Origin of the sequence: Kluyvera sp. Awk 3 (assembly GCF_028069715.1) — a bacterium.
In the GTDB taxonomy this organism is placed as follows: domain Bacteria; phylum Pseudomonadota; class Gammaproteobacteria; order Enterobacterales; family Enterobacteriaceae; genus Kluyvera; species Kluyvera georgiana_A.
In genome coordinates, this window is record NZ_JANEWH010000006.1 from 1 (window position 1) to 22525 (window position 22525).

Here is a 22525-nt window from a genome sequence, read left to right on the forward strand (position 1 = left end):
CTGAAAAACCTTTCTCTTATTTTCGGTGTGCGAATTCCGTTCATTTGGTTGTGTATACTCGATGACGCCTGAATTATTTCAGGTATATCTCCATTCATCTAATGAAGGGAATACGTATGAAGAAAATCCTCTATGGCATTTTTGCCATTTCGGCGTTTGCTGCGGCAAGCGTCAGCGCGGCGCCGGTAGAAACCGGCGAAGCGGCTGGCGTAGCGGCAACGTCTGTGTCTGCCGGGAGTTCAACCGCCACCAGCGCCAGCACCGTAGGTTCTGCGGTCGGTATGGCGCTGGCAGCGGCTGGCGGTGACGGTTCCAATACCGGAACCACGACCACAACCAGCACGACCACCAGTACCCAGTAACACACGGTACTTTAATGCTAACCACACTTCGGTGTGGTTATTTTGCCCCTGGAGAAGAAGCGCCGTGAAGCGACTTATGATTCCTCTTTTTTGCCTGCTGCTTCAGGCGTGTTCACCCAGCACCAAGGGGCTGGGGCAATCGTTATGGAGCAGTATGTTTGGTACGTCGGGCGTGCAGCTGACCGACGATGACATCCAGAATATGCCCTACGCCAGCCAGTACATGCAATTGAACGGCGGCCCGCAGATTTTTGTCGTGCTGGCCTTCTCGGAGAACGGCCAGCAGAAATGGCTCACGCAGGATCAGGCGATGCTGGTGACTCAGCGTGGGCGTCTGGTGAAAACGCAGCTCGCGGGCGATAACCTGTTGACGATGAATAACCTCGATAACGATCCGCTGGCGCATCCCAATCAAATAACCGATGGCACGCGTTGGACCCACACGATGGGCTGGACGGAACACCAACAGGTACGCTATGCCATCGCGACGTCCACTTTCCGCTGGGACGGCAGCGACACGCTGACGATGGGCAGCGAGAGCACGGCGGTGCGCGTGCTGGAAGAAGAGGTAACCACCTCCGAAGCTCATTGGCGTAACCGCTATTGGGTGGACAGCGACGGGCAGATTCGCCAGTCGGAGCAGTACCTTGGCGCAGGCACTTTCCCGGTGAAAACCACGCTTATCAAGGCGGCAAAATCATGAAAAAAACGTTAATTGCCGCCGTGTTACTGAGCGTTATCTCCGCCGCGCAGGCGGCGGGCACCATTGAAGTCCATCAGGAAGGGGTGGCAAAACCGCTGACATTAATCAACGCCGAGCGCCTGGTAGACCTGGTGGGCCAACCGCGGCTGGCCGGAAGTTGGTGGCCCGGCGCGGTCATTGCCACGCCGCAGGCAACCGCCAAAGCGGAACGTGAACGCCAGGCACTGCTGGCGCAGCTTGCAGCGCTGGCGGCAGATGAAGGGGGAAGTTCCGCTGGTGCGATCAACGCCCTGCGAAATCAACTCCAGGCTATGCCGGTAACAGGCCGCCTGCTGGTGCCGCTGGACCCGGATACGGTTCGCGTACACAGCGAAAAGAATCCACCGCTGCAGGGGAACTATACCCTGTGGCTAAGGCACGAGCCGTCGACCATCACCCTGGTAGGACTGGTGGATAAACCCGGAACGATGACCTTTACGCCGGGGCGCGATGTGGCCAGCTACCTCGAGGATATCAGCCTGCTGAGCGGCGCGGACCGTAGCTACGCCTGGGTGATTTATCCGGACGGACGTACACAGAAAGCGCCGGTAGCGTACTGGAATAAACGCCATATCGAACCCATGCCCGGTAGTCTTATTTTTGTCGGTTTTGCCGACGCGTTGTGGACGAACAAGTATGAGGCGCTCAACGCCGACATTCTTCGCTCCCTGTCGCAGCGGAGACCTGAATAATGCCTAAAAAATGTCTATATAGCCTGCTGGCTCTGGCGGTCAGCGCGGCCTGTCATGCTGAAACCTACCCCGCGCCGATTGGCCCATCGCAGTCAGATTTTGGCGGCGTAGGGCTGTTGCAAACGCCCACGGCGCGCATGGCGCGTGAGGGTGAATTCAGTCTTAACTATCGCGATAACGACCAGTATCGCTACTACTCCGCTTCAGCGCAGCTGTTCCCGTGGCTGGAAACGACCCTGCGCTACACCGACGTGCGCACCAAAAAATACAGCGACGTTGAAGCGTTTTCCGGTTCGCAAACATACAAAGATAAAGCCTTTGACGTGAAGCTGCGCCTGTGGGAAGAGAGCTACTGGTTGCCGCAGGTCGCCGTCGGCGCGCGGGATATCGGCGGTACCGGGTTGTTCGATTCGGAATATGTTGTGGCCAGCAAAGCCTGGGGGCCGTTTGATTTCACGCTGGGTTTAGGCTGGGGTTACCTGGGCACCAGCGGCAACGCCACTAACCCGTTCTGCTCGTACAGCGATAAATATTGCTATCGCGATAACAGCTATCGCAAAGCAGGTTCGATTGACGGCAGTCAGATGTTCCACGGCCCGGCGGCCTGGTTTGGCGGGATTGAATATCAGACACCGTGGCAGCCGTTGCGTTTAAAACTGGAGTATGAAGGCAACAACTACCAGCAGGATTTCGCCGGTAAAATTGAGCAAAAGAGCAAGGTTAACGTCGGCGCCATTTATCGCGTTACCGATTGGGCCGACGTCAACCTTAGCTATGAACGCGGCAATACCGTGATGTTCGGCTTTACCCTGCGCACCAACTTCAACGATCTGCGTCCGTCGTATAACGACAACGCGCGTCCGGCCTACCGGCCACAGCCGCAGGATGCCATTCTTCAGCACTCGGTGGTGGCCAATCAGCTGACACAGCTGAAGTACAATGCCGGGTTCGCCGCGCCGAATATGCAGGTAAAAGGCGATACCCTCTACGTCACCGGCGAACAGGTGAAATACCGTGATTCGCGGGAAGGGATCGAGCGCGCCAATCGGATCGTCATGAACGATCTTCCGGAAGGGATCCGCACGATCCGCATTACCGAAACGCGCCTCAATCTGCCTGAGGTGACCACGGAAACCGATGTCGCCAGCCTGAAGCGTCATCTGGAAGGGGAGCCGCTCGGGCAGGAGACGCCGCTGGCGCAAAAACGCGTCGCGCCGATCGTGCCGGAGAAAACCGAGCAGGGCTGGTATATCGACAAATCGCGTTTTGATTTCCATTTCGATCCGGTGTTGAGCCAGTCTATTGGCGGCCCGGAAAGCTTCTACATGTACCAGGTTGGGGTGATGGGCACGGCGGACTGGTGGGTAACCGATCATCTGCTGACCAGCGGCAGCCTGTTCGCCAACATCGCCAACAACTATGACAAGTTTAACTACACCAACCCGCCAAAGGATTCGGCGCTGCCGCGTGTACGAACTCATATTCGTGACTATGTAGAAAACGATGTCTATGTTAACAACTTGCAAGCTAACTACTTCCAGTACCTTGGCAACGATTTCTATGGCCAGGTGTACGGCGGCTATCTGGAAACCATGTACGGCGGCGCGGGGGCGGAAGTGCTGTATCGCCCGGTTGATAGCAACTGGGCCTTCGGCCTGAACGCCAACTACGTGAAGCAGCGTGACTGGCGCAGCGCGCAGGACATGATGAAGTTCACCGACTACAGCGTGAAGACCGGCCACCTGACCGCCTACTGGACGCCGTCGTTCGCCCAGGACGTGCTGGTGAAAGCCAGCGTGGGGCAGTATCTGGCGGGAGACAAGGGCGGCACGCTGGATATCTCCAAACACTTCGACAGCGGCATTGTGGTGGGCGCTTATGCCACCATTACTAACGTGTCGGCGGATGAGTACGGCGAGGGGGAATTCACCAAAGGAGTGTACGTGAACATACCGATGGATCTCTTCACCTCCGGCCCAACCCGCAGTCGTGCAGCCGTCGGCTGGACGCCGCTGACCCGCGACGGCGGGCAGATGCTGGGGCGCAAGTTCGAGCTGTATAACATGACCGGCGATAAGAGCCTGAACTTCCGCTAACGCTTCCGTAGCCCGGATAAGCCACTTGTCCGGGCTACGCTTATAACCTCCGCAGTAACCGCGCGGGGTTCCCGGCGTACACGCCTTTCTCACTGATTGAACGCGTCACCACGCTGCCTGCGCCAATGACCACGCCATCGCAGATCGACACCGAGAGAATCGTTGCGCCACTGCCGATGGAGACATTGTCGCCGATAGCGATCCGTCCCCAGCTTTCACGGTCTGCGTTTGGTTTTCCCTCGCGAAACATATCGTTGGCAAACATAACCCCATGGCCGATAAAGCAGCCTCGCCCGATGGTGACATATTCGCAGATGAAGGTGTGCGACTGGATTTTAGTCTCGTCGCCAATCCAGCTGTTGCCCTGGATTTCGACAAACGGACCGACGAACACGTTGTTACCCAGCGTGCAGTCGTAAAGATTGGCAGGTTCATAAATGACGACGTTGTCGCCGCGTACCACATTGCGGATGGCGACCTGGCGGAGTGATTGCATAGTATCCCTCTGATAAAAAACGTTCTCCTTAAGTGTAGCGCGGCAGGAAGAAGCGCTACTGATAAGCATAGAGTCGAAAAATTTCCCCTCTTTATCAGACTCATTTTTATCTGTTGCTAGGGAAAACAGCGAAAAGGTGGCGATAAAAACTAGAACTAGATCACGTTTTTGCGCTATACAGGAATCTCGGCCCAGCGAAAGAGGTGCTAGCTATGACGTCACTGACTCGCCCACGCGTAGAGTTTATCTCCACCATTTTGCAGACCGTGTTGAATTTGGGTCTGCTCAGCCTTGGTCTGATTCTGATCGTTTTTCTCGGTAAAGAGACGGTTCATCTGGCCGATGTGCTATTCGCGCCGGAACGCACCAGCAAGTATGAGTTGGTGGAGGGTCTGGTGGTTTACTTCCTCTATTTCGAATTTATCGCTCTGATTGTGAAGTACTTTCAGTCAGGCTTCCATTTTCCCCTGCGTTACTTTGTCTATATCGGCATTACTGCGATTGTGCGGCTGATTATCGTCGACCATAAGTCGCCGTTGGATGTGCTGATTTATTCTGCAGCGATTTTGCTGCTGGTGATTACGCTATGGCTGTGTAACTCCAAACGTCTGAAGCGAGAGTAGGCCTTATCAGGTCATACGGTAGGCAAAAAAAAGGGCGCTCCGTAGAGCGCCAAACAGTCACAAGTTAGGGTTCGTTCAAGTTGAGGATAATAGCAGTGGCATTGCTGATGAAACTTAGCCCTTCACGCCGCCGGCCGTGAGGCCGTTTACCAGCCAACGCTGCGCGAGCAGGAAGACCACGGTAATAGGGATGGCGGAAAGGACTGCCGCAGCGGCAAAGTCGCCCCACAGATAGTTTTGTGGGTTGAGGTATTGCTGCATACCTACGGCGAGGGTGTAGCTGTTCACATCGCGCAGCAGGAGCGATGCAACCGGTACTTCGGTAATGGCGGCGATAAACGACAGGATAAACACCACCGCCAGAATCGGTACGGAGAGTGGCAGCAGTACCAGGCGGAAGGCCTGCCACGGGGTCGCGCCGTCCAGCGCGGCCGCTTCTTCCAGCGAGCCGTCAATCGTTTCGAAATAGCCTTTAATCGTCCACACGTGCAGCGCAATGCCGCCAAGGTAGGCGAAGATCACGCCGCCGTGGGTGTTCAGGCCGATAAACGGAATGTACTGGCCCAGACGGTCAAACAACGCGTACAGAGCAACCAGTGACAGCACCGCCGGGAACATCTGGAAAATCAGCATCCCTTTGAGCAGCGTGGCCTTGCCCGGGAAGCGCATACGAGCAAAGGCGTAGGCGCAGGTGGTGGACAGCGCCACGATGCCAATCGCGGTGATACCGGCGATTTTCACCGAGTTCCACAGCCACAGCAGCACCGGGAACGGCGGCGGAGTGACGCGGCCATCGGCGTGTTCAACGCTGAAGCCCAGCGCCAGTTTCCAGTGCTCCCAGGAGATCTGTTCCGGGATAAGACTGCCAGTGGCGAAGTTCCCTTCACGCAGCGAGATAGCGATAACCATCAGCAGCGGGAACATGATCGCCGCGATAAAAATCAGCAGCAGCAGATGCGTGGTAAAGAGACGCAGTTTCTGAGATTTGGGTTGTACCATAGCCATGTTCGTTGTCTCCCTTAATCAAACTTCATACGCGTGGCTTTCAGGTTCACGATGGCCAGTGCGCCTACCAGCAGGAAGATCAGCGTGGCAATCGCCGCCGCCAGACCGAAGTCCTGGCCGCCGCCGCCTTCAAAGGCGATGCGGTAGGTGTAGCTCACAAGCAGGTCGGTATAACCGGCTGGCGTGGTGGTGCCGAGACGGTCCGGGCCACCGTTGGTCAACAGCTGAATCAGCACGAAGTTGTTAAAGTTAAAGGCGAAGCTGGCGATCATCAGCGGCGTCAGCGGCTTAATCAGCAGCGGGAACGTAATCTTAAAGAAGTTCTGGAACGGACCGGCGCCATCCATTGCCGAGGCTTCATACAGGTCGTCCGGAATCGCCTTCAGCAGGCCCATGCACAGAATCATCATGTACGGGTAGCCCAGCCAGGTGTTGACGATAACAATCATCGAACGCGCGGTGGTCGGGTCGCTGAACCAGGCCGGTTTGATACCGAACAGGGCGCTCAGCATCATGTTGATTTCACCGAAGCTCTGGTTAAACAGCCCTTTGAAAATCAGAATCGAGATAAACGACGGCACAGCGTACGGCAGAATCAGCAGGACGCGGTAGATGGCTTTGCCCTTCAGCGCTTCCCACTGTACCAGGCAGGCCAGCACCATGCCGACGGCGACGGTCAGGATCACGGTCAGCACCGAGAAGACCACCGTCCAGACGAAGATGGCGACGAACGGCTTCTGGATGCCCTCGTCGGTAAAGACGCGGGTGAAGTTATCCCAGCCGATACCGACGGTGTAGCCTGGGCTTAACTTCTCGGTGCCCCAGCTGCCGTCGGCGTTAACGGTTTGGTAGAAACCAATGTCGTTGTTGGCGCGGTATTTCACACCAGTCTGGTTATTGGTCAGCAGGCCGTCGTCGGCCAGCGTGTAGAGCGGCTGAGTGCCGGAGAACTGGCGCAGCGAGCTCATGGTGACTTTGCTTTCATCCGGCAGAACGGCGGTCAGCTGGTTCAGCGCCTGGCGGTTCTGGGTAATCACGCGCAGCTGCGCACGTTCACTGCCCGGCAGCGCTTCGGTTTCTTTTAACTGCAGTTTCTGCTCGCCGCCAATTTTAAAGGCGTCGGAGAGGTAGTTTTTCCCGCTTTCACCGTCGGTGAGGGCCAACTGCCACTCGTCGCCCGCCGGGAAGAGGCTGAAATTATAGGATTTGCCCGCCTGATAGCTACGGTCCATCAGGACCTGCTGGGCGCGCTCAAAGGTAAGCTGGTTAGTGCTGCTGTAGTTGGTAAAGGCAATGGCGATGGTACAAATCAGCGGGAACAGGACGAACAGCCCCATCCCGGCCATGCCAGGGTAAACGTAGCGCCAGGCGTAGGTCTTACGGTTGGCGAAAATATACAGGCCCGCTGAGCTTAAGATCAGCGTCATGATGGCAAACAGGTACTCCCCTTGTGCGTACATTAAAACTACAAGGTAACCCACCAGCAGGCCCAGCAGACCAATCACTGACCATTTCAGCGTGTCGCTTTGCCACCAATGATTCTTTTTAATGACATCCATGGGGATCTTCCTCTACAGCGATTTAAACAACCCTCACCCCGTCCCTCTCCCTGAGGGAGAGGGGGAGTGTTTCCCTCTCACCGGGAGAGGGAACGACAGGCATTACTTGGTGATACGACCCTGTGCATCTTTCAGCGCAGCATCGACGGTCTGACGACCGCTGGCGGCGTTGATCACTGCGGTACGAACGGCATACCAGAATGCAGACATCTGCGGGATGTTCGGCATGATTTCGCCTTTCTGGGCGTTATCCATGGTGGCCGCGATACGCGGGTCTTTCGCTAACTGATCCTGGAAGGATTTCAGCGCCACAGCGCCCAGCGGTTTGTCCTTGTTCACTGCATCCAGACCCTGGTCGGTCAGCAGGTAGTTTTCGAGGAACTCTTTCGCCAGCTCTTTGTTCGGGCTCGCGGCGTTGATGCCGGCGCTCAGAACGCCAACGAACGGTTTAGACGGCTTGCCTTTGAAGGTTGGCAGCAGCGTTACGCCGTAGTTCACCTTGCTCTTATCGATGTTGGACCACGCCCACGGACCGTTGATGGTCATCGCAGTGTCGCCTTTGTTGAAGGCTGCTTCAGCGATGGAGTAGTCGGTATCCGCGTTCATGTGTTTGTTTTTGATTAGGTCAACCAGGAAGGTCAGGCCCGCTTTCGCGCCAGCGCTATCAACGCCGACATCTTTCACGTCGTACTTGCCGTTTTCAAACTTGAACGCGTAGCCGCCGTCGGCAGCAATCAGCGGCCAGGTGAAGTACGGTTCTTGCAGGTTGAACATCAGCGCGGATTTACCTTTCGCCTTCAGCTCTTTATCCAGCGCCGGGATTTCTTCCCAGGTTTTCGGCGGGTTCGGTACGAGGTCTTTGTTGTAAATCAGAGACAGCGCTTCGACCGCGATTGGGTAAGCAATCAGCTTGCCGTTGTAGCGCACGGCATCCCAGGTGAACGGGTAGAGTTTGTCCTGGAACGCTTTGTCCGGCGTCACTTCCGCCAGCAGGCCAGACTGCGCGTAGCCGCCGAAACGGTCATGCGCCCAGAAGATGATGTCCGGGCCGTCGCCGGTTGCCGCAACCTGCGGGAATTTTTCTTCCAGCTTATCCGGGTGTTCTACGGTCACTTTAATGCCCGTATCTTTTTCAAATTTCTTACCGACCTCGGCCAGGCCGTTATAGCCCTTGTCGCCGTTAATCCAGATAACCAGTTTTCCCTCTTCGATTTTTGCCAAAGCCGAGGCGGAAAACATCATCGTAGTCAATGCGGACAGCGCGAGGATGCGAGCGCCAGTTTTGATTTTCATATATCCCGTCCTTTCCAGGTGATGTACTTGTGGATACACAGAGGTGGTTTAACATCGATGAGTTTCCTTTTTTAGCAACCCCTTTCCATCCTCCTGACCTCTACGCCCTCGGGGCTATTAGTGTGATCGCCATAACATAAATCCCAGTTATGCGTCCTGGCGCACAAAAAAAAGCGCCGTTTTTTGTCGCCCCCATCACGATTTTAGTCCTGACCCGAAGTCATCGGGGGCAGAGCGCGCCTTCTCATCCTCCCGTCTCCTCCCCCATAAAAAACAAGGGGGGTGGAGGATTCCCCTCAATGATGTGTAAGGCATAGTCAGCCCATCTTGAATGTGTCTGTTGGTGACAAGTTGTAACGAGGGAGAAGGGCATGGCGAACGTACAGCTACGCAATGTAACGAAAGCCTGGGGCGACGTGGTGGTATCAAAAGATATCAACCTTGATATCCAGGAAGGGGAGTTCGTGGTGTTTGTCGGGCCATCAGGCTGCGGTAAATCTACGCTGCTGCGTATGATCGCAGGCCTCGAAACCATCACCAGCGGCGATCTGATGATCGGCGATACCCGCATGAACGACGTACCGCCAGCCGAGCGCGGCGTGGGGATGGTGTTCCAGTCCTACGCGTTATATCCCCATCTGTCCGTTGCTGAGAATATGTCCTTTGGTCTGAAGCTGGCTGGCGCGAAAAAAGACGTGATTAACCAGCGCGTGACCCAGGTTTCTGAAGTACTGCAGTTAGCCCACCTGTTGGAACGTAAACCGAAGGCGCTGTCCGGCGGCCAGCGTCAGCGCGTGGCGATTGGTCGTACGCTGGTTGCCGAACCGCGCGTATTCCTGCTCGATGAACCCCTTTCTAACCTCGACGCTGCGCTGCGCGTACAGATGCGTATTGAAATTTCCCGCCTGCACAAACGTCTGGGCCGCACGATGATTTACGTCACCCACGATCAGGTCGAAGCGATGACGCTGGCCGACAAAATTGTGGTGCTGGATGCCGGCCGCGTGGCGCAGGTCGGTAAACCTCTCGAGCTGTACCACTACCCGGCTGACCGTTTCGTCGCGGGCTTTATCGGCTCGCCGAAGATGAACTTCCTGCCGGTGAAAGTTACTGCCACCGCCATCGATCAGGTGCAGGTCGAGCTGCCGAACCATCAGCAGATTTGGCTGCCGGTCGAGAGTAACAACGTGCAGGTTGGCGCCAACATGTCGCTGGGCATTCGCCCGGAGCACCTGATGCCGAGCCACATCGCCGATGTGACACTGGAAGGCGTGGTGCATGTTGTCGAGCAGCTGGGCAACGAAACACAAATTCATATCCAGATCCCTGCCATCCGTCAAAACCTGGTTTACCGCCAGAACGACGTGGTGTTGGTCGAAGAGGGAGCCACATTCGCCATCGGCTTGCCGCCAGAGCGCTGCCATCTGTTCCGTGAAGATGGCACCGCATGTCGTCGGCTGCATAAAGAGCTCGGCGTTTAAACGTCCCATAACAAAGCAAACAGGCAGCCCCCACGCCGCCAGCGATAAGGCGATACAGGGGCGAAATGTTGAAAAGAAAAGCAATGATCTCAGGAGATAGAATGATGATTACTCTGCGCAAACTCCCCGTGGCGATTGCCGTCGCAGCAGGCATTATGTCTGCTCAGGCAATGGCCGTAGATTTTCATGGCTACGCGCGTTCCGGCATTGGCTGGACGGGTAGCGGTGGCGAACAACAGTGTTTCCAGGCAACCGGTGCACAAAGTAAATACCGTCTTGGTAACGAATGTGAAACCTATGCTGAAATTAAATTAGGTCAGGAAGTGTGGAAAGAGGGCGATAAGAGCTTCTACTTCGACACCAACGTGGCTTACTCGGTTGCACAGCAGAACGACTGGGAAGCAACCGACCCGGCGTTCCGTGAAGCGAACGTCCAGGGTAAAAACCTGATCGAATGGCTGCCAGGTTCCACTATCTGGGCCGGTAAGCGCTTCTATCAGCGTCATGACGTTCACATGATCGACTTCTACTACTGGGATATCTCGGGTCCTGGTGCCGGTATCGAAAACATCGACCTGGGCTTCGGTAAACTGTCTCTGGCAGCAACCCGTTCTCAGGAAGCGGGTGGTTCTTACATCTTCACCAGCAATGATATTTACAGCAAATACAAAGACACAGCGAACGACGTATTCGACGTCCGTTTAGCCGGTCTGGAAACCAACCCGGACGGCGTGCTGGAGCTGGGTGTTGACTACGGTCGTGCTAACAAAACCGACGGTTACAGCTTTGCTGACGGCGCAACCAAAGACGGCTGGATGTTCACCGCTGAACATACCCAGAGCATGTTGAAAGGCTACAACAAGTTTGTTGTTCAGTACGCCACTGACGCCATGACCACGCAGGGTAAAGGTCTGTCTCAGGGCTCTTTCACCGGCAACGACTATGACAAAGACGCAGAAATCGGTGCGGTAGATAACAAGATCAATAACAACGGCGACATGTGGCGTGTACTTGATCACGGCGCAATCTCCCTCGGTGAGAAAGTTGACCTGATGTACGTCGGTATGTACCAGAATATCGACCGTGATGATGGCAACGGCACCAAGTGGTGGACCGTCGGTGTGCGTCCTATGTACAAATGGACGCCAATCATGAGCACCCTGATGGAAGTGGGCTACGACAACGTTAAGTCGCAGAAAACCGGCGACACCAACAACCAGTACAAAATCACCCTGGCGCAACAATGGCAGGCTGGCGACAGCATCTGGTCCCGTCCGGCCATCCGCGTATTCGCAACCTATGCGAAGTGGGATGAGAAATGGGGTTACGACAACGGTATCGCTTACAAAGATACCAGCGCGAAAACCTACAGCCGCGGCGACAACGATGAGTGGTCCTTCGGTGCACAGATGGAAATCTGGTGGTAATTCAGCATTAACCTGACGTAACAACCGACGAGGGGCGCAAGCCCCTCTGTTCCTTGAGGTTTAGCGCGCTATTGCCTGGCTACCGCTAGAACCACGCTTTCTGAGGTCATCATAATGAAAATGAAAAAAAGTCTCGTTGCTCTCTGCTTATCCGCTGGATTAATGGCGAGCGTCCCGGGCATTAGCCTCGCTGACGTCAACTACGTGCCGCAAAACACCAGCGCCGCGCCGACCATCCCGACCGCTGCCCTCCAGCAGCTGACCTGGACGCCGGTCGATCAATCTAAAGTTCAATCCACCCAAATTTCCACCGGTGGTCAAAGCCTGAACGTTCCGGGAATCACCGGCAACGTTGTGGCCTACAGCGTTCCCGCCAATATTGGCGAGCTGACGCTGACCCTGACCAGCGAAGTGAACAAACAAACCAGCGTTTTTGCGCCGAACGTGCTGATTCTTGACCAGAATATGACGCCTTCTGCGTTCTTCCCGAGCAGCTACTTCACCTACCAGGAGCCTGGCGTAATGAGCGCCGACCGTCTGGAAGGGGTGATGCGCCTGACGCCGGCGCTGGGCCAGCAAAAACTCTATGTTCTGGTCTTTACCACCGAGAAAGATCTCCAGCAAACCACAACGCTGCTGGATCCGGCAAAAGCCTATGCCAAAGGCACCGGTAACGCGGTGCCGGATATTCCTGACCCGATCGCTAAACACACCACCGATGGTCTGGTGAAGCTGAAGGTGAAAACCAACAGCAGCTCCAGCGTTCTGGTTGGCCCGCTGTTTGGCTCTTCCGGTCCGGCTCCGGTCACTGTCGGCAACACGGCGGCACCGGTTGCCAGCGCACCCGCAGCGGCTCCGGTCGTGGCGCCAGTTGCGGCTCCGGCAGCGAAAACTGAACCGATGCTCGACGATACGGAAAGCTACTTCAACAACGGGATTAAACAGGCCGTGGCGAAAGGGGATATCGACAAAGCCCTGAAACTGATGAATGAAGCCGAACGCCTGGGATCTAAATCTGCTCGTTCCACCTTTATCGGCGCTGTAAAAGGCAAGGGGTAAGTTCTCCCCGCAGCGCCGATGTTTAGGCGAAGCCTTTCGGTGTGCCCTGTCGGGCACACCTTTTTTATACGCTTCATCCTTCAGGCTGCGATGATGAACGGCATATAGCGCAAAGCAAACTGTTGCACTGCTGTTGCGCTAATGATCGTATTTGACCATTACTGCACCCCCTCCCGCGGCTTTCTGCGATACAATGGCGCAACGCTTTGTATTGGAGAGACAGGCATGTCGCACCCTGCACTGACGCAACTGCGCGCGCTGCGCTATTTTGACGTCATTCCCCCGCTTGAACCCACTCAGCGCGACTGGCTGATGCTGGAAGATTCGATGACCAAACGGTTTGAGCAGTTTGGGAAACCGGTTAGCGTAACGCTTTTAAACGAGGCGTTTGTCAGCCGCGATGCGCTGGTAGAAGAACAACACCTGTTGCCAGAAGAGTCTCGCTATTGGTTGCGAGAAATATTATTGTGCGTCGGCGGTGAGCCGTGGCTTGCCGGGCGCACCGTGGTGCCAGAGTCGACCCTCTGTGGGCCGGAGCTGGCGCTACAAAACCTGGGGCAGACGCCGCTGGGTCGTTATCTGTTTACGTCGTCGACGCTGACGCGAGACTTTATTGAGATAGGCCGTCATGATGCGCTGTGGGGGCGTCGTTCCCGTCTCCGCCTGAGCGGTAAACCGCTGCTGTTAACCGAGCTGTTTTTACCGGCATCGCCGCTGTACTAAGAGGAAGAAGAAGAATGGAGTGGAGTCTGAAGCAGAACAAGCTACTGGCTTACCATCGACTGATGCGTACGGATAAACCGATCGGCGCGCTGCTGCTGCTGTGGCCGACGCTGTGGGCACTGTGGGTGGCCTCACCGGGCGTACCGCCGCTGTGGATCCTGGCGGTGTTTGTGGCGGGCGTCTGGCTGATGCGCGCCGCTGGCTGCGTGGTCAACGATTATGCGGATCGTAAATTCGACGGCCACGTGAAACGCACGGCCAACCGTCCGCTGCCGAGCGGCGCGGTCACGGAGAAAGAGGCCCGTACGCTGTTTATCGTGCTGGTGGCGCTCTCTTTCCTGCTGGTGCTGACGCTCAACACGATGACCATTCTGCTGTCGGTGGCGGCGCTGGCGCTGGCCTGGGTTTACCCGTTTATGAAGCGTTATACCCACCTGCCGCAGGTGGTGCTGGGGGCGGCGTTTGGCTGGTCAATTCCGATGGCCTTCGCGGCGGTCAGCGAGTCACTGCCGCTGAGCTGCTGGCTGATGCTGCTGGCGAATATTTTGTGGGCGGTGGCCTACGATACCCAGTATGCGATGGTTGACCGCGATGATGACGTGAAGATTGGCATCAAATCCACGGCGATTCTGTTCGGCGATAACGACCGTCTGATTATCGGTATCCTGCAGGCGTGCGTGCTGGGGCTGATGGCGCTTATCGGCTGGTTGAACGGCCTGCACTGGGAGTTTTACTGGTCAATCCTGATCGCCGGCGCGCTGTTCGTCTACCAGCAGAAGCTGATCCGCCACCGCGAGCGTGGGCCGTGCTTCCAGGCGTTTATGAACAATAACTACGTGGGTCTGGTGCTGTTTATTGGGCTGGCGATGAGCTACTGGCAGTTCTGAGTTTGGCATAAAGCTGTCGCCTGGCCGGCACCCAATAAGCGAATAAAAAAATCCCCGGTACAGACCGGGGATTTTTGTTTTTACTGTGCCGCCTCTTCCTGCGTCACGCTCTCTATCGTCAAGCGCACGTCCGAGGTAATCAGGCCCGCCATCATCTGGTAAACCTTCATCGTCTCTTCCGGCTCGGCGTCGCCGCTGTCGCTGATATAGCCCTCATCGCGGAGCGTCAGCACCAGCGACGAGAACACCGCTTTATCAAAGAACTCCGGCGAGTTGATGCCGTGCAGCACCGACAGACGCTGCGCCAGCGTACGGCTCTCTTTCTCCAGCGTACTGCGGTTCATCGACGGGTTGCCGCTCAGCAGCCAGAAGGTGATCGCGTAGCGTTGCAGCGTCTCGCGCGCCCCGGCCGCCAGCAGTTGAAGCGTGCGGGAGTGTGACGCGTTGATGCGCAGCTCGCCGTTCTGCTCGGTAATCAGCGCCTGACGCGCCATTTCGGCGATCAGCGTATCAATGACTGCCGGCAGCTCTTCACGCGTCCAGCGCAGGAACAGCTCGGCTTTCAGCATCGGATACAGCGTTTCGATCATACTCAACACCTGATCGCGGGAGATCTGGCGATGTTGAGTCATGATGGTGGCCAGCAGCGACGGCATAATCAGCATGTGCGCGATGTTGTTACGGTAGTACGTCATCAGCACCGCCTGCTCGCGCGGCAGAATGATAATGTCGCCGATGGTGTCTTTCTCGACTTCGAACTTGTTCATCTGCAGCGCGTGGTCGATAAGCTCGCTGGCGGAGGCTTTTGGCGCGGTAGCATCCGGCGCGTACGGCGCATTACGCATTAACGCCAGGTAGCATTCCAGCTGCTGCGTCAGCTGTTCGCGGGTCAGCGAACGCTGGCGAGAGGCCAGCAGCGCGGTGCAGCACAGGTTCATGGCGTTGGCGGCACCGGCGTTGTTAATGCGCACCATCAGCTCGCCCGCCAGTTTGTTGACGGTCGGCGTCAGCCACGCCGGGCGTACGGCTTCGATCGGGTCGATCGACTCGCGCCACTCCGGCACGTGGTGGTTCAGGTAGGTCATCAGCGGCATGGGTTCGCCGAAGTTGACGTAGCCCTGGCCGAGATTACGCAGCTTGCTCAGCCCGCGCAGCATCTGCGGCAGGCTCTCTTTCTCTTTGGTCGCGCCGCGCAGCTCTTTGGCATAGGTACCCACTTCCATCACGTGCTCGTAGCCGATGTAAATCGGCACTAACGTAATTGGACGAGTCCCGCCGCGCAGCATCGCCTGAATGGTCATCGACAGGGTGCCGGTTTTCGGATCCAGCAGACGGCCGGTACGCGAACGCCCGCCTTCCACGAAGTATTCAACGGAATAGCCGCGGCTAAACAGCTCGCCGAGGTATTCGCGGAACACCGTGGAGTAAAGCTTGTTGCCCTTGAAGGTGCGGCGAATAAAGAATGCGCCCAGGCGACGGAAAATCGGGCCGGCTGGCCAGAAGTTCAGGTTGATACCGGCGGCAATGTGCGGCGGCACCAGCCCCTGGTGATAGAGCACGTAAGAGAGCAGCAGATAGTCCATATGGCTACGGTGGCAGGGCACGTAGACGATTTCATGGCCGTCGTGCGCCAGCTGGCGTACGCGCTCGGCGTTATGGACGTTAATCCCCTGATACAGACGGTTCCAGGTAAAGCTGAGGATACGGTCGGTGAGGCGAATCATCTCGTAGGAGAAGTTCGCCGCAATCTCTTCCATCAGCGCAATGGCGTTTTGCTGCGCCTTCTCGTGCGAGATTTTCTTGCTGCGCGCTTCGTCTTCTACCGCTTTGGCGATGGCTTTCGACGCCAGCAGCTTTTTGAACAGGTCATGACGCGCCGGCAGACGCGGGCCAACCGCCGCCAGGCGCTGACGGGCAAAGTGCATACGCGCGACGCGCGCCAGCTTCTGCGCAATGATTTTGTCGGTGCCGTGTTCGTCGGCCATGCGGCGCAGCGACACGGACGGCGAGAAACGCACGAAGCTATCGCGGCCCAGCCAGGAGACAGCGAAGAATTTCTGGAAGCCGTTGAGCATCCGCAGCGGCGGGTTTTCCTCGCCTTTTTCGCGGCCAGGCGAACGCCCGAACATCACGGAGACCGGCACCATTTGTACATCCAGATCCGGATTGCTGCGGTGCAGATCGAGGTAGTCGTGGAACAGCTTGATCGACTCTTCTTTCGGCGTGTAGTAGGTGAACACGCGCGGGCCGCCGTGGATAAACACGTAGCGCGGCAGCAGGGTGCCGTCGATTTCCAGCGGTTCAAGCGGATCGGGTAAATCGTGCGCCAGACATTGGGCGCGCAGCGTCAGCAGGTCGGCCTTAGAATTATAAGGCAGGACGTACATAATCGGACGCGAGGTATCAAGCCCTAATTCCTGTGCAGGCTCTGCGGGAATAGACTTGCTTTTTACCAGTACGCTTAATGGTAAATTCAGTAATTTGTAGTAAATTCGTGGCCAGCCGGACATAAACGATGTAAAGCCTCTGGTTAATCATGCAAATGCGCGGCAAGAATATCAGAAAGTCAGCAGAATTTCTGTTCTACCGCTTCATAACACGCATTGTCATTGACGTAATAACAAAAAAGGTTCTTGAGATGGCCAATAATACCACCGGGCTCACCCGAATCATCAAAGCAGCGGGCTATTCCTGGAAAGGATTTCGCGCGGCGTGGATCAACGAAGCCGCGTTCCGCCAGGAGGGGGTCGCCTCGGTGTTGGCGATTATTATCGCCTGCTGGCTGGATGTCGACGCGATTACGCGCGTGCTGCTCATCGGCTCCGTCCTGTTGGTGATGATAGTGGAAATTCTCAATAGTGCACTGGAAGCGGTGGTGGACCGCATCGGCTCCGAATACCACGAGCTGTCCGGGCGGGCAAAAGACATGGGATCGGCGGCGGTGCTGCTGGCGATTTTCGTCGCGCTCATCACCTGGGGCACGCTGCTGTGGGCGCATTTCCACTAAAGCTGTGAAAACTGCCTGATTTCGTGCGTTTTATGGTTTCAAAATAAACACTAGCTGTATATACTCACAGCATAACTGTATATACACCCAGGGGGCGGAATGAAAGCGTTAACGACCAGGCAGCAAGAGGTGTTTGATCTCATCCGGGATCACATCAGCCAGACGGGCATGCCGCCGACGCGTGCGGAAATTGCTCAGCGCTTGGGGTTCCGTTCCCCGAACGCGGCTGAAGAGCACCTGAAAGCGCTGGCGCGTAAAGGTGTCATCGAGATTGTCTCCGGCGCTTCTCGCGGTATCCGCCTGTTGGTGGAAGAAGAAGAAGGTCTGCCGCTGGTAGGCCGCGTCGCGGCGGGCGAACCGTTGCTGGCGCAGCAGCACATCGAAGGCCATTACCAGGTTGACCCGTCGCTGTTCAAACCGAGCGCCGACTTCCTGCTGCGCGTTAGCGGCATGTCGATGAAAGATATCGGGATTATGGACGGCGACCTGCTTGCGGTGCATAAGACTCAGGACGTACGCAATGGCCAGGTCGTTGTCGCGCGCATCGACGAAGAAGTGACGGTCAAACGCCTGAAAAAACAGGGTAACGTCGTCGAACTGCTGCCAGAAAACAGCGAATTTAAGCCGATCGTGGTGGATCTGCGTCAGCAGAATTTCTCCATTGAAGGGCTGGCCGTTGGCGTTATCCGCAACGGCGAATGGCTGTAAAAACTCCCCCTCTCTAATGGCTGCGATACATCCGCTATCGCAGCTTTTTTTCGTTCTGGTTGATACCCATGTCGCTACTCACTTCCGCTGATAAAGCGCTGTGGCGCCTTGCGCTACCGATGATCTTCTCCAACATTACCGTGCCTCTGCTGGGTCTGGTCGATACCGCCGTGATCGGTCACCTGGACAGCCCCGTCTATCTGGGCGGTGTCGCTATCGGGGCAACGGCGACCAGCTTCCTGTTTATGCTGCTGCTGTTTCTACGCATGAGCACAACCGGCCTGACGGCGCAGGCCTTTGGCGCGAAAAACCCGCAGGCGCTGGCTCGCGCGCTGGTGCAACCGTTGATGCTGGCGCTGGGCGCCGGGTTGCTCATCATCCTGTTCAAAACGCCGCTGATTAACCTGGCGCTGTCTATCGTCGGCGGCAGCGGCGAGGTGCTGGAGCAGGCGCGGCGCTTCCTCGCCATCCGCTGGCTCAGCGCCCCCGCTTCGCTGGCGAACCTGGTCCTGCTGGGTTGGCTACTGGGCGTGCAGTACGCCCGCGCGCCGGTGGTGCTGCTCGTGGTAGGGAATGTGCTGAACATCGTTCTCGACCTGTGGCTGGTGATGGGTCTGCACATGAACGTGCAGGGCGCGGCGCTCGCCACCGCCATTGCCGAATATGCCACCCTGCTGGTCGGGTTGGGGATGGTACACAAGGTGATGGCGATGCGCGGTATCTCCTGGTCGATGCTGAAAACCGCCTGGCGCGGCAACATCCGCCGCCTGCTGGCGCTCAACCGCGACATTATGCTGCGTTCCCTGCTGTTACAGCTGTGCTTCGGCGCGGTCACCGTCTTTGGCGCGCGGCTCGGTGCTGAAGTGGTGGCGGTGAACGCGGTGCTGATGACGATGCTCACTTTCACCGCCTACGCGCTGGATGGCTTCGCTTATGCGGTGGAGGCGCACTCCGGCCAGGCGTATGGCGCGCGTGATGGCAGCAAACTGCTTGAGATCTGGCGCGCCGCGTGCCGTCAGGCGGGCGTGGTGGCGCTGGCTTTTGCGCTGGTATACGCCGTGTTTGGCGAAAATATCGTCGCCTTGCTTACCTCGCTGCCCGAACTGCAGCAACTGGCCGACCGTTACGTGCTGTGGCAGGTGGTGCTGCCGGTGATTGGCGTCTGGTGTTATCTGCTGGACGGCATGTTTATCGGCGCCACGCGAGGCGCCGAGATGCGCAACAGCATGGCGGTCGCCGCCGCCGGTTTTGCGCTGACGCTGCTGGCACTGCCGGTGCTTGGCAACCATGGGCTGTGGCTGGCGTTGGCCGTTTTCCTCGCGCTGCGCGGCCTGTCGCTGGCGTATATCTGGCGTCGCCACTGGCGAAATGACAGCTGGTTTTCCTGATGTGATGGTTAAAGATTCCGAATAGTGAATCATGCTCAGAATGACTGACTACAATTAACCTCACGCTTAGCGAAAAAGAGTTCACACTCTCTCGCTATTCATTCACTGACGATCGAGGATTCAATGATGAATAAAGACGAAGTCGGCGGTAACTGGAAGCAGCTTAAAGGTAAAGTGAAAGAGCAATGGGGCAAACTGACCGATGATGACATCACGGTGATCGAAGGTAAACGCGATCAGCTGGTCGGTAAAATCCAGGAACGTTATGGATACGCAAAAGATCAGGCGGAAAAAGAGGTGGATAGCTGGGATAAACGGCACAATCACCGCTGGTAACGCACTCCTCCTGCCCATGCGTACAAGGAGGTACGCTCCCCATCAATCCCGCGTTAGCGGGATTTCTTTTTAATATGAATCGTATGGTCGTGATGGCAATGTTCATGCGCGCGACAGGCTTCAACTTCCACGCAGGCGGAACACAGCCCGTGCGCTTCAATGACGTTGTGGCGCAGCGCAAAGCCCATCTTTGCTGCCAGCGTATGCATGATGTCCTCAACGCCTTCCGCACACTCTTCTTTCACCACGCCGCAGCGATCGCAGATAAACATTGCGGAGGTGTGGGTCGGCTGATCGAACAGGTGGCACAGCACGTAGCTGTTAGCGGACTCGACCTTGTGCACGAAGCCCTGCTCAAGCAGAAACTCCAGCGCGCGGTAGACGGTCGGCGGCTTGGCCTGCGGCTCTTTCTCGCGCAGCAGATCCAGCAGGTCATAGGCGCTGATTGCCCCTTCCTGCAGACTCATCAGGCGCAACACTTCGAGACGTTGCGGAGTCAGGCGCACGCCGCGTTGCGCGCACAGCTTTTCAGCTTGCGCTAACAGTTCTTGCGTGGTGGTCTTATCCATTGGCGTCCTCAGGTTACGGGGAAATAAACCCCTACTTTACCATGTTATGCCGGAAACGCCGAGTTTCCACAGGTGTGCTATAGCTGTGTTATAGCAGGTGCACTTCACACTCAGGATGAAAAATGATGAAAAGACCCGACTGTATTCGCCATTGGCACGATGTTGAAGGACCCGATGACTCTACCTATCCCGACAGCGATGAGCGCTTCTCCATCGGCGCGCCGCTGGCTCGTGCGCTGGGGCTGAGACATCTTGGTATTCACCACGAGCGCTTGCCGCCAGGCCGACGCACTTCCTATCCGCATGCCGAGAGCGACGAAGAGGAGTTTATCTACGTGCTGGAAGGTTATCCGCAGGCGTGGATTAACGGCTATCTGTGGAAGCTGGAACCCGGCGACAGCGTGGGCTTTCCGGCAGGAACCGGCGTTTGCCATACCTTTATCAACAATACGTCAGAAGAGGTCCGGCTGCTGGTGGTGGGGGAAGCCAATAAGAAACACAACCGGATTTACTACCCGCTAAATGCCTCGTATGCCGTCACGCGCGACGATCGCTGGGTGGACCATCCGCCGCAGTTTTTTGGCCCGCACGATGGAAAACCTGGGCGAAATTAGCCTCTTCTTCTATAAAGATTAGAGCGCTTATTAAAAATAACGATAACCGAAGAAAATTTCAGTTAAGGGAACAAGACGCTTTTTCCCTCGCTATTCACAGCAACAGTTCGTCTCCATCCAGGTGATAACGGGTGGAGGGTTGTTTCATTACAGACAATAAGACGAGCATACTGTGAATAAAAAAGACAAATTTTCGCTGATGGGGGTGGCTGTCTCCTTTTTTGTTGCGGGACAGGCAGGGGCGGCAAATGGTTGGTCGGAAGCCCGTAACGACGCGATGGGCGGCACGGGCGTGGCCTCTGCGAACTATGGCAGCGGCGTGTTAATTAACCCGGCGCTACTGGCAAAGGCAAAACCGGATGACGATATCACGCTGATTGTGCCGTCAATTGGCGCGCAGATCTCCGATAAGGACGACCTGCGCAACAAAATCGACGATATCAGCGATGATGTTAACAACTATCGGCGGGTGCTGCGCACGATGAATCCCGTCGATCTTCTCAATCCCAATAGCGCGGCATCCCGGCAAGTTTCGGTCGCGGCGGGGGATTTGGCGGATCAGCTCTCCTCGTTAAAGGGCAAGACGGCGAACGCTAAAGCCGGTGCGGGGTTGGCGATCAGCATTCCAAACGATGTGCTGGACGTTGCTTTCGTCACCAAAGCCAGCGCCAGAGCGCGGGTCAGCTCCTATATCGATCAGGGGGATATCAACCTGCTGCGTGGCGTTGAAGCGGTGCCGTTAAGTGCGATTGGCGTCAATCCGCAGGATTTAAAGTCTCAGGGCTATGGCCGTGCGGCTATCGTGTCCGACTATGGTGTGGCGATTGCCCGTCAGTTCGACCTCGGCGGTGTGCCGGTTTCGCTGGGCGTGACGCCAAAACTGCAGCAAACCTGGCTCTATAACTACACCGTGTCGATCTACAACTTCAGCAGCGACGACATCAACAGCAGCCGCTATCGCAACGATGATACCGGCTTTAACGTTGACGCCGGGGTGGCCGCTGATTTTGGTGATAACTGGACGGTGGGCTTAAGCGGACAAAACCTCTTCTCGCGCGATATCGACACCAAAGAGGTGGCTGGCGTTCGTGATACGTATCAGATTCGCCCGCTGGTGACCGCAGGCGTAGCCTGGCATACCGATCTTGTGACCTTAAGCGCCGATGGTGATTTGACGGAAACCAAGGGCTTTAAAAGTGAAGATACGTCGCAGTACGTCGGCGTTGGCGCGGAAGTACGTCCGCTGGACTGGCTGGCGGTGCGCGCGGGTTACCGCGCTGATGTAAAAAACAACGACAGCAACGTCTTTACCGGCGGCGTCGGCTTTGCGCCCTTTAACCGGGTGCACGTCGACCTGATGGGGCTGTACGGCGAAGACCAAACCTGGGGCGCAGGGGCGCAGTTGAGCGTCATGTTCTAACCAACGACCTTGTAGGCCTGATGGCGCTGCGCGTATCA

At 56.7% G+C, this 22525-nt stretch carries 22 protein-coding genes; 16 read left to right on the plus strand and 6 right to left on the minus strand.

Annotation, left to right across the window (positions count from 1 at the left end; all coding sequences use genetic code 11):
* Positions 1-116 precede the first annotated feature (116 nt).
* The 4 genes from yjbE to NNN71_RS02665 all read left to right on the plus strand — a co-directional run bounded on the left by yjbE (position 117) and on the right by NNN71_RS02665 (position 3892).
* Positions 117-362 (plus strand): exopolysaccharide production protein YjbE, encoded by a 246-nt coding sequence (gene yjbE, locus NNN71_RS02650; protein ID WP_163447554.1) that lies wholly within the window; start codon positions 117-119, stop codon positions 360-362.
* 76 nt (positions 363-438) lie between these two features.
* Entirely contained in the window at positions 439-1065 is a 627-nt protein-coding gene (locus NNN71_RS02655) for a YjbF family lipoprotein (RefSeq protein WP_442910500.1), read from the plus strand.
* Positions 1059-1796 carry a capsule biosynthesis GfcC family protein gene (locus tag NNN71_RS02660; RefSeq protein WP_271457839.1) on the plus strand — a complete coding sequence of 246 codons (738 nt, stop codon included), beginning with the start codon at positions 1059-1061 and terminating at the stop codon, positions 1794-1796. Before NNN71_RS02655 ends, NNN71_RS02660 begins: the two co-directional genes overlap by 7 nt.
* A complete protein-coding gene (locus NNN71_RS02665; protein WP_271457821.1) occupies positions 1796-3892 on the plus strand; it encodes a YjbH domain-containing protein in 2097 nt (698 codons plus the stop codon). Before NNN71_RS02660 ends, NNN71_RS02665 begins: the two co-directional genes overlap by 1 nt.
* 40 nt (positions 3893-3932) lie before the next feature.
* On the opposite strand, the gene NNN71_RS02670 is transcribed toward NNN71_RS02665, so the two are convergent.
* On the minus strand, positions 3933-4388 hold the full coding sequence (locus tag NNN71_RS02670; protein WP_163447551.1) for an acyltransferase: 456 nt from the start codon (positions 4386-4388) through the stop codon (positions 3933-3935).
* A gap of 212 nt (positions 4389-4600) precedes the next feature.
* On the opposite strand from NNN71_RS02670, the gene psiE reads away from it, so the two are divergent.
* Positions 4601-5011 (plus strand): phosphate-starvation-inducible protein PsiE, encoded by a 411-nt coding sequence (psiE, locus tag NNN71_RS02675; protein WP_064546622.1) that lies wholly within the window; start codon positions 4601-4603, stop codon positions 5009-5011.
* Positions 5012-5125: 114 nt separating this feature from the next.
* Here psiE and malG read toward each other — a convergent pair whose 3' ends face one another.
* The 3 genes from malG to malE all read right to left on the minus strand — a co-directional run bounded on the left by malG (position 5126) and on the right by malE (position 8868).
* The gene (gene malG, locus NNN71_RS02680) at positions 5126-6016 is read right to left on the minus strand and encodes a maltose ABC transporter permease MalG (protein WP_064546624.1); all 891 of its coding nucleotides are present in this window, start codon (positions 6014-6016) and stop codon (positions 5126-5128) included.
* A gap of 14 nt (positions 6017-6030) precedes the next feature.
* Positions 6031-7575 carry a maltose ABC transporter permease MalF gene (gene malF, locus NNN71_RS02685; RefSeq protein ID WP_167577123.1) on the minus strand — a complete coding sequence of 515 codons (1545 nt, stop codon included), beginning with the start codon at positions 7573-7575 and terminating at the stop codon, positions 6031-6033.
* A gap of 102 nt (positions 7576-7677) precedes the next feature.
* Positions 7678-8868: a maltose/maltodextrin ABC transporter substrate-binding protein MalE gene (gene malE / locus NNN71_RS02690; protein ID WP_163447549.1), complete on the minus strand. Its 1191-nt coding sequence runs from the start codon at positions 8866-8868 to the stop codon at positions 7678-7680.
* 371 nt (positions 8869-9239) lie between these two features.
* On the opposite strand from malE, the gene malK reads away from it, so the two are divergent.
* From malK to ubiA, 5 genes are all read left to right on the plus strand, one after another.
* Positions 9240-10349: a maltose/maltodextrin ABC transporter ATP-binding protein MalK gene (gene malK, locus NNN71_RS02695; RefSeq protein WP_064546630.1), complete on the plus strand. Its 1110-nt coding sequence runs from the start codon at positions 9240-9242 to the stop codon at positions 10347-10349.
* A gap of 101 nt (positions 10350-10450) precedes the next feature.
* Positions 10451-11776 (plus strand): maltoporin, encoded by a 1326-nt coding sequence (locus NNN71_RS02700; protein ID WP_271457822.1) that lies wholly within the window; start codon positions 10451-10453, stop codon positions 11774-11776.
* Between the two features lie 114 nt (positions 11777-11890).
* Positions 11891-12835: a maltose operon protein MalM gene (gene malM / locus NNN71_RS02705; protein ID WP_167577121.1), complete on the plus strand. Its 945-nt coding sequence runs from the start codon at positions 11891-11893 to the stop codon at positions 12833-12835.
* A 225-nt stretch (positions 12836-13060) separates the two neighbouring features.
* Entirely contained in the window at positions 13061-13558 is a 498-nt protein-coding gene (gene ubiC, locus NNN71_RS02710) for a chorismate lyase (protein WP_223803489.1), read from the plus strand.
* A gap of 14 nt (positions 13559-13572) precedes the next feature.
* Positions 13573-14445: a 4-hydroxybenzoate octaprenyltransferase gene (ubiA, locus tag NNN71_RS02715; RefSeq protein WP_271457823.1), complete on the plus strand. Its 873-nt coding sequence runs from the start codon at positions 13573-13575 to the stop codon at positions 14443-14445.
* Between the two features lie 80 nt (positions 14446-14525).
* Here ubiA and plsB read toward each other — a convergent pair whose 3' ends face one another.
* Complete coding sequence (plsB, locus tag NNN71_RS02720; protein ID WP_167577118.1) at positions 14526-16955, minus strand: glycerol-3-phosphate 1-O-acyltransferase PlsB; 2430 nt, start codon at positions 16953-16955, stop codon at positions 14526-14528.
* Between the two features lie 128 nt (positions 16956-17083).
* Between plsB and NNN71_RS02725 the strand changes: the two genes are divergently transcribed.
* From NNN71_RS02725 to NNN71_RS02740, 4 genes are all read left to right on the plus strand, one after another.
* Positions 17084-17452 carry a diacylglycerol kinase gene (locus tag NNN71_RS02725; protein WP_064546644.1) on the plus strand — a complete coding sequence of 123 codons (369 nt, stop codon included), beginning with the start codon at positions 17084-17086 and terminating at the stop codon, positions 17450-17452.
* A 99-nt stretch (positions 17453-17551) separates the two neighbouring features.
* Positions 17552-18160 carry a transcriptional repressor LexA gene (gene lexA, locus NNN71_RS02730; RefSeq protein ID WP_064546646.1) on the plus strand — a complete coding sequence of 203 codons (609 nt, stop codon included), beginning with the start codon at positions 17552-17554 and terminating at the stop codon, positions 18158-18160.
* A gap of 68 nt (positions 18161-18228) precedes the next feature.
* A complete protein-coding gene (gene dinF, locus NNN71_RS02735; RefSeq protein WP_271457824.1) occupies positions 18229-19548 on the plus strand; it encodes an MATE family efflux transporter DinF in 1320 nt (439 codons plus the stop codon).
* A 126-nt stretch (positions 19549-19674) separates the two neighbouring features.
* Positions 19675-19884, plus strand: coding sequence for a CsbD family protein (locus NNN71_RS02740; RefSeq protein WP_064546650.1), 210 nt, complete (start codon positions 19675-19677; stop codon positions 19882-19884).
* Positions 19885-19937: 53 nt separating this feature from the next.
* Here the strand turns inward: NNN71_RS02740 and zur are convergent, their stop codons facing one another.
* The gene (gene zur / locus NNN71_RS02745; protein WP_163447542.1) at positions 19938-20453 is read right to left on the minus strand and encodes a zinc uptake transcriptional repressor Zur; all 516 of its coding nucleotides are present in this window, start codon (positions 20451-20453) and stop codon (positions 19938-19940) included.
* Positions 20454-20578: 125 nt separating this feature from the next.
* Here zur and NNN71_RS02750 point away from each other — a divergent pair, with 125 nt between their 5' ends.
* Together NNN71_RS02750 and NNN71_RS02755 are read left to right on the plus strand one after the other, a co-directional pair.
* Complete coding sequence (locus NNN71_RS02750) at positions 20579-21067, plus strand: cupin domain-containing protein (RefSeq protein ID WP_064546654.1); 489 nt, start codon at positions 20579-20581, stop codon at positions 21065-21067.
* 172 nt (positions 21068-21239) lie between these two features.
* A complete protein-coding gene (locus NNN71_RS02755; RefSeq protein ID WP_271457825.1) occupies positions 21240-22487 on the plus strand; it encodes a conjugal transfer protein TraF in 1248 nt (415 codons plus the stop codon).
* Positions 22488-22525: the final 38 nt, after the last annotated feature.

Excerpts from the sequence above, each read along its gene's own strand:
- psiE (WP_064546622.1), top strand. The coding sequence starts at position 4,601 with ATGACGTCACTGACTCGCCCACGCGTAGAGTTTATCTCCACCATTTTG.
- malK (WP_064546630.1), top strand. The coding sequence starts at position 9,240 with ATGGCGAACGTACAGCTACGCAATGTAACGAAAGCCTGGGGCGACGTG.
- NNN71_RS02655 (WP_442910500.1), top strand. The coding sequence starts at position 439 with ATGATTCCTCTTTTTTGCCTGCTGCTTCAGGCGTGTTCACCCAGCACC.
- ubiC (WP_223803489.1), top strand. The coding sequence starts at position 13,061 with ATGTCGCACCCTGCACTGACGCAACTGCGCGCGCTGCGCTATTTTGAC.
- ubiA (WP_271457823.1), top strand. The coding sequence starts at position 13,573 with ATGGAGTGGAGTCTGAAGCAGAACAAGCTACTGGCTTACCATCGACTG.
- yjbE (WP_163447554.1), top strand. The coding sequence starts at position 117 with ATGAAGAAAATCCTCTATGGCATTTTTGCCATTTCGGCGTTTGCTGCG.
- malE (WP_163447549.1), bottom strand. The coding sequence starts at position 8,868 with ATGAAAATCAAAACTGGCGCTCGCATCCTCGCGCTGTCCGCATTGACT.
- zur (WP_163447542.1), bottom strand. The coding sequence starts at position 20,453 with ATGGATAAGACCACCACGCAAGAACTGTTAGCGCAAGCTGAAAAGCTG.
- NNN71_RS02700 (WP_271457822.1), top strand. The coding sequence starts at position 10,451 with ATGATGATTACTCTGCGCAAACTCCCCGTGGCGATTGCCGTCGCAGCA.
- NNN71_RS02665 (WP_271457821.1), top strand. The coding sequence starts at position 1,796 with ATGCCTAAAAAATGTCTATATAGCCTGCTGGCTCTGGCGGTCAGCGCG.
- NNN71_RS02670 (WP_163447551.1), bottom strand. The coding sequence starts at position 4,388 with ATGCAATCACTCCGCCAGGTCGCCATCCGCAATGTGGTACGCGGCGAC.
- NNN71_RS02750 (WP_064546654.1), top strand. The coding sequence starts at position 20,579 with ATGAAAAGACCCGACTGTATTCGCCATTGGCACGATGTTGAAGGACCC.
- lexA (WP_064546646.1), top strand. The coding sequence starts at position 17,552 with ATGAAAGCGTTAACGACCAGGCAGCAAGAGGTGTTTGATCTCATCCGG.
- NNN71_RS02725 (WP_064546644.1), top strand. The coding sequence starts at position 17,084 with ATGGCCAATAATACCACCGGGCTCACCCGAATCATCAAAGCAGCGGGC.
- plsB (WP_167577118.1), bottom strand. The coding sequence starts at position 16,955 with ATGTCCGGCTGGCCACGAATTTACTACAAATTACTGAATTTACCATTA.
- malM (WP_167577121.1), top strand. The coding sequence starts at position 11,891 with ATGAAAATGAAAAAAAGTCTCGTTGCTCTCTGCTTATCCGCTGGATTA.
- dinF (WP_271457824.1), top strand. The coding sequence starts at position 18,229 with ATGTCGCTACTCACTTCCGCTGATAAAGCGCTGTGGCGCCTTGCGCTA.
- malG (WP_064546624.1), bottom strand. The coding sequence starts at position 6,016 with ATGGCTATGGTACAACCCAAATCTCAGAAACTGCGTCTCTTTACCACG.
- malF (WP_167577123.1), bottom strand. The coding sequence starts at position 7,575 with ATGGATGTCATTAAAAAGAATCATTGGTGGCAAAGCGACACGCTGAAA.
- NNN71_RS02740 (WP_064546650.1), top strand. The coding sequence starts at position 19,675 with ATGAATAAAGACGAAGTCGGCGGTAACTGGAAGCAGCTTAAAGGTAAA.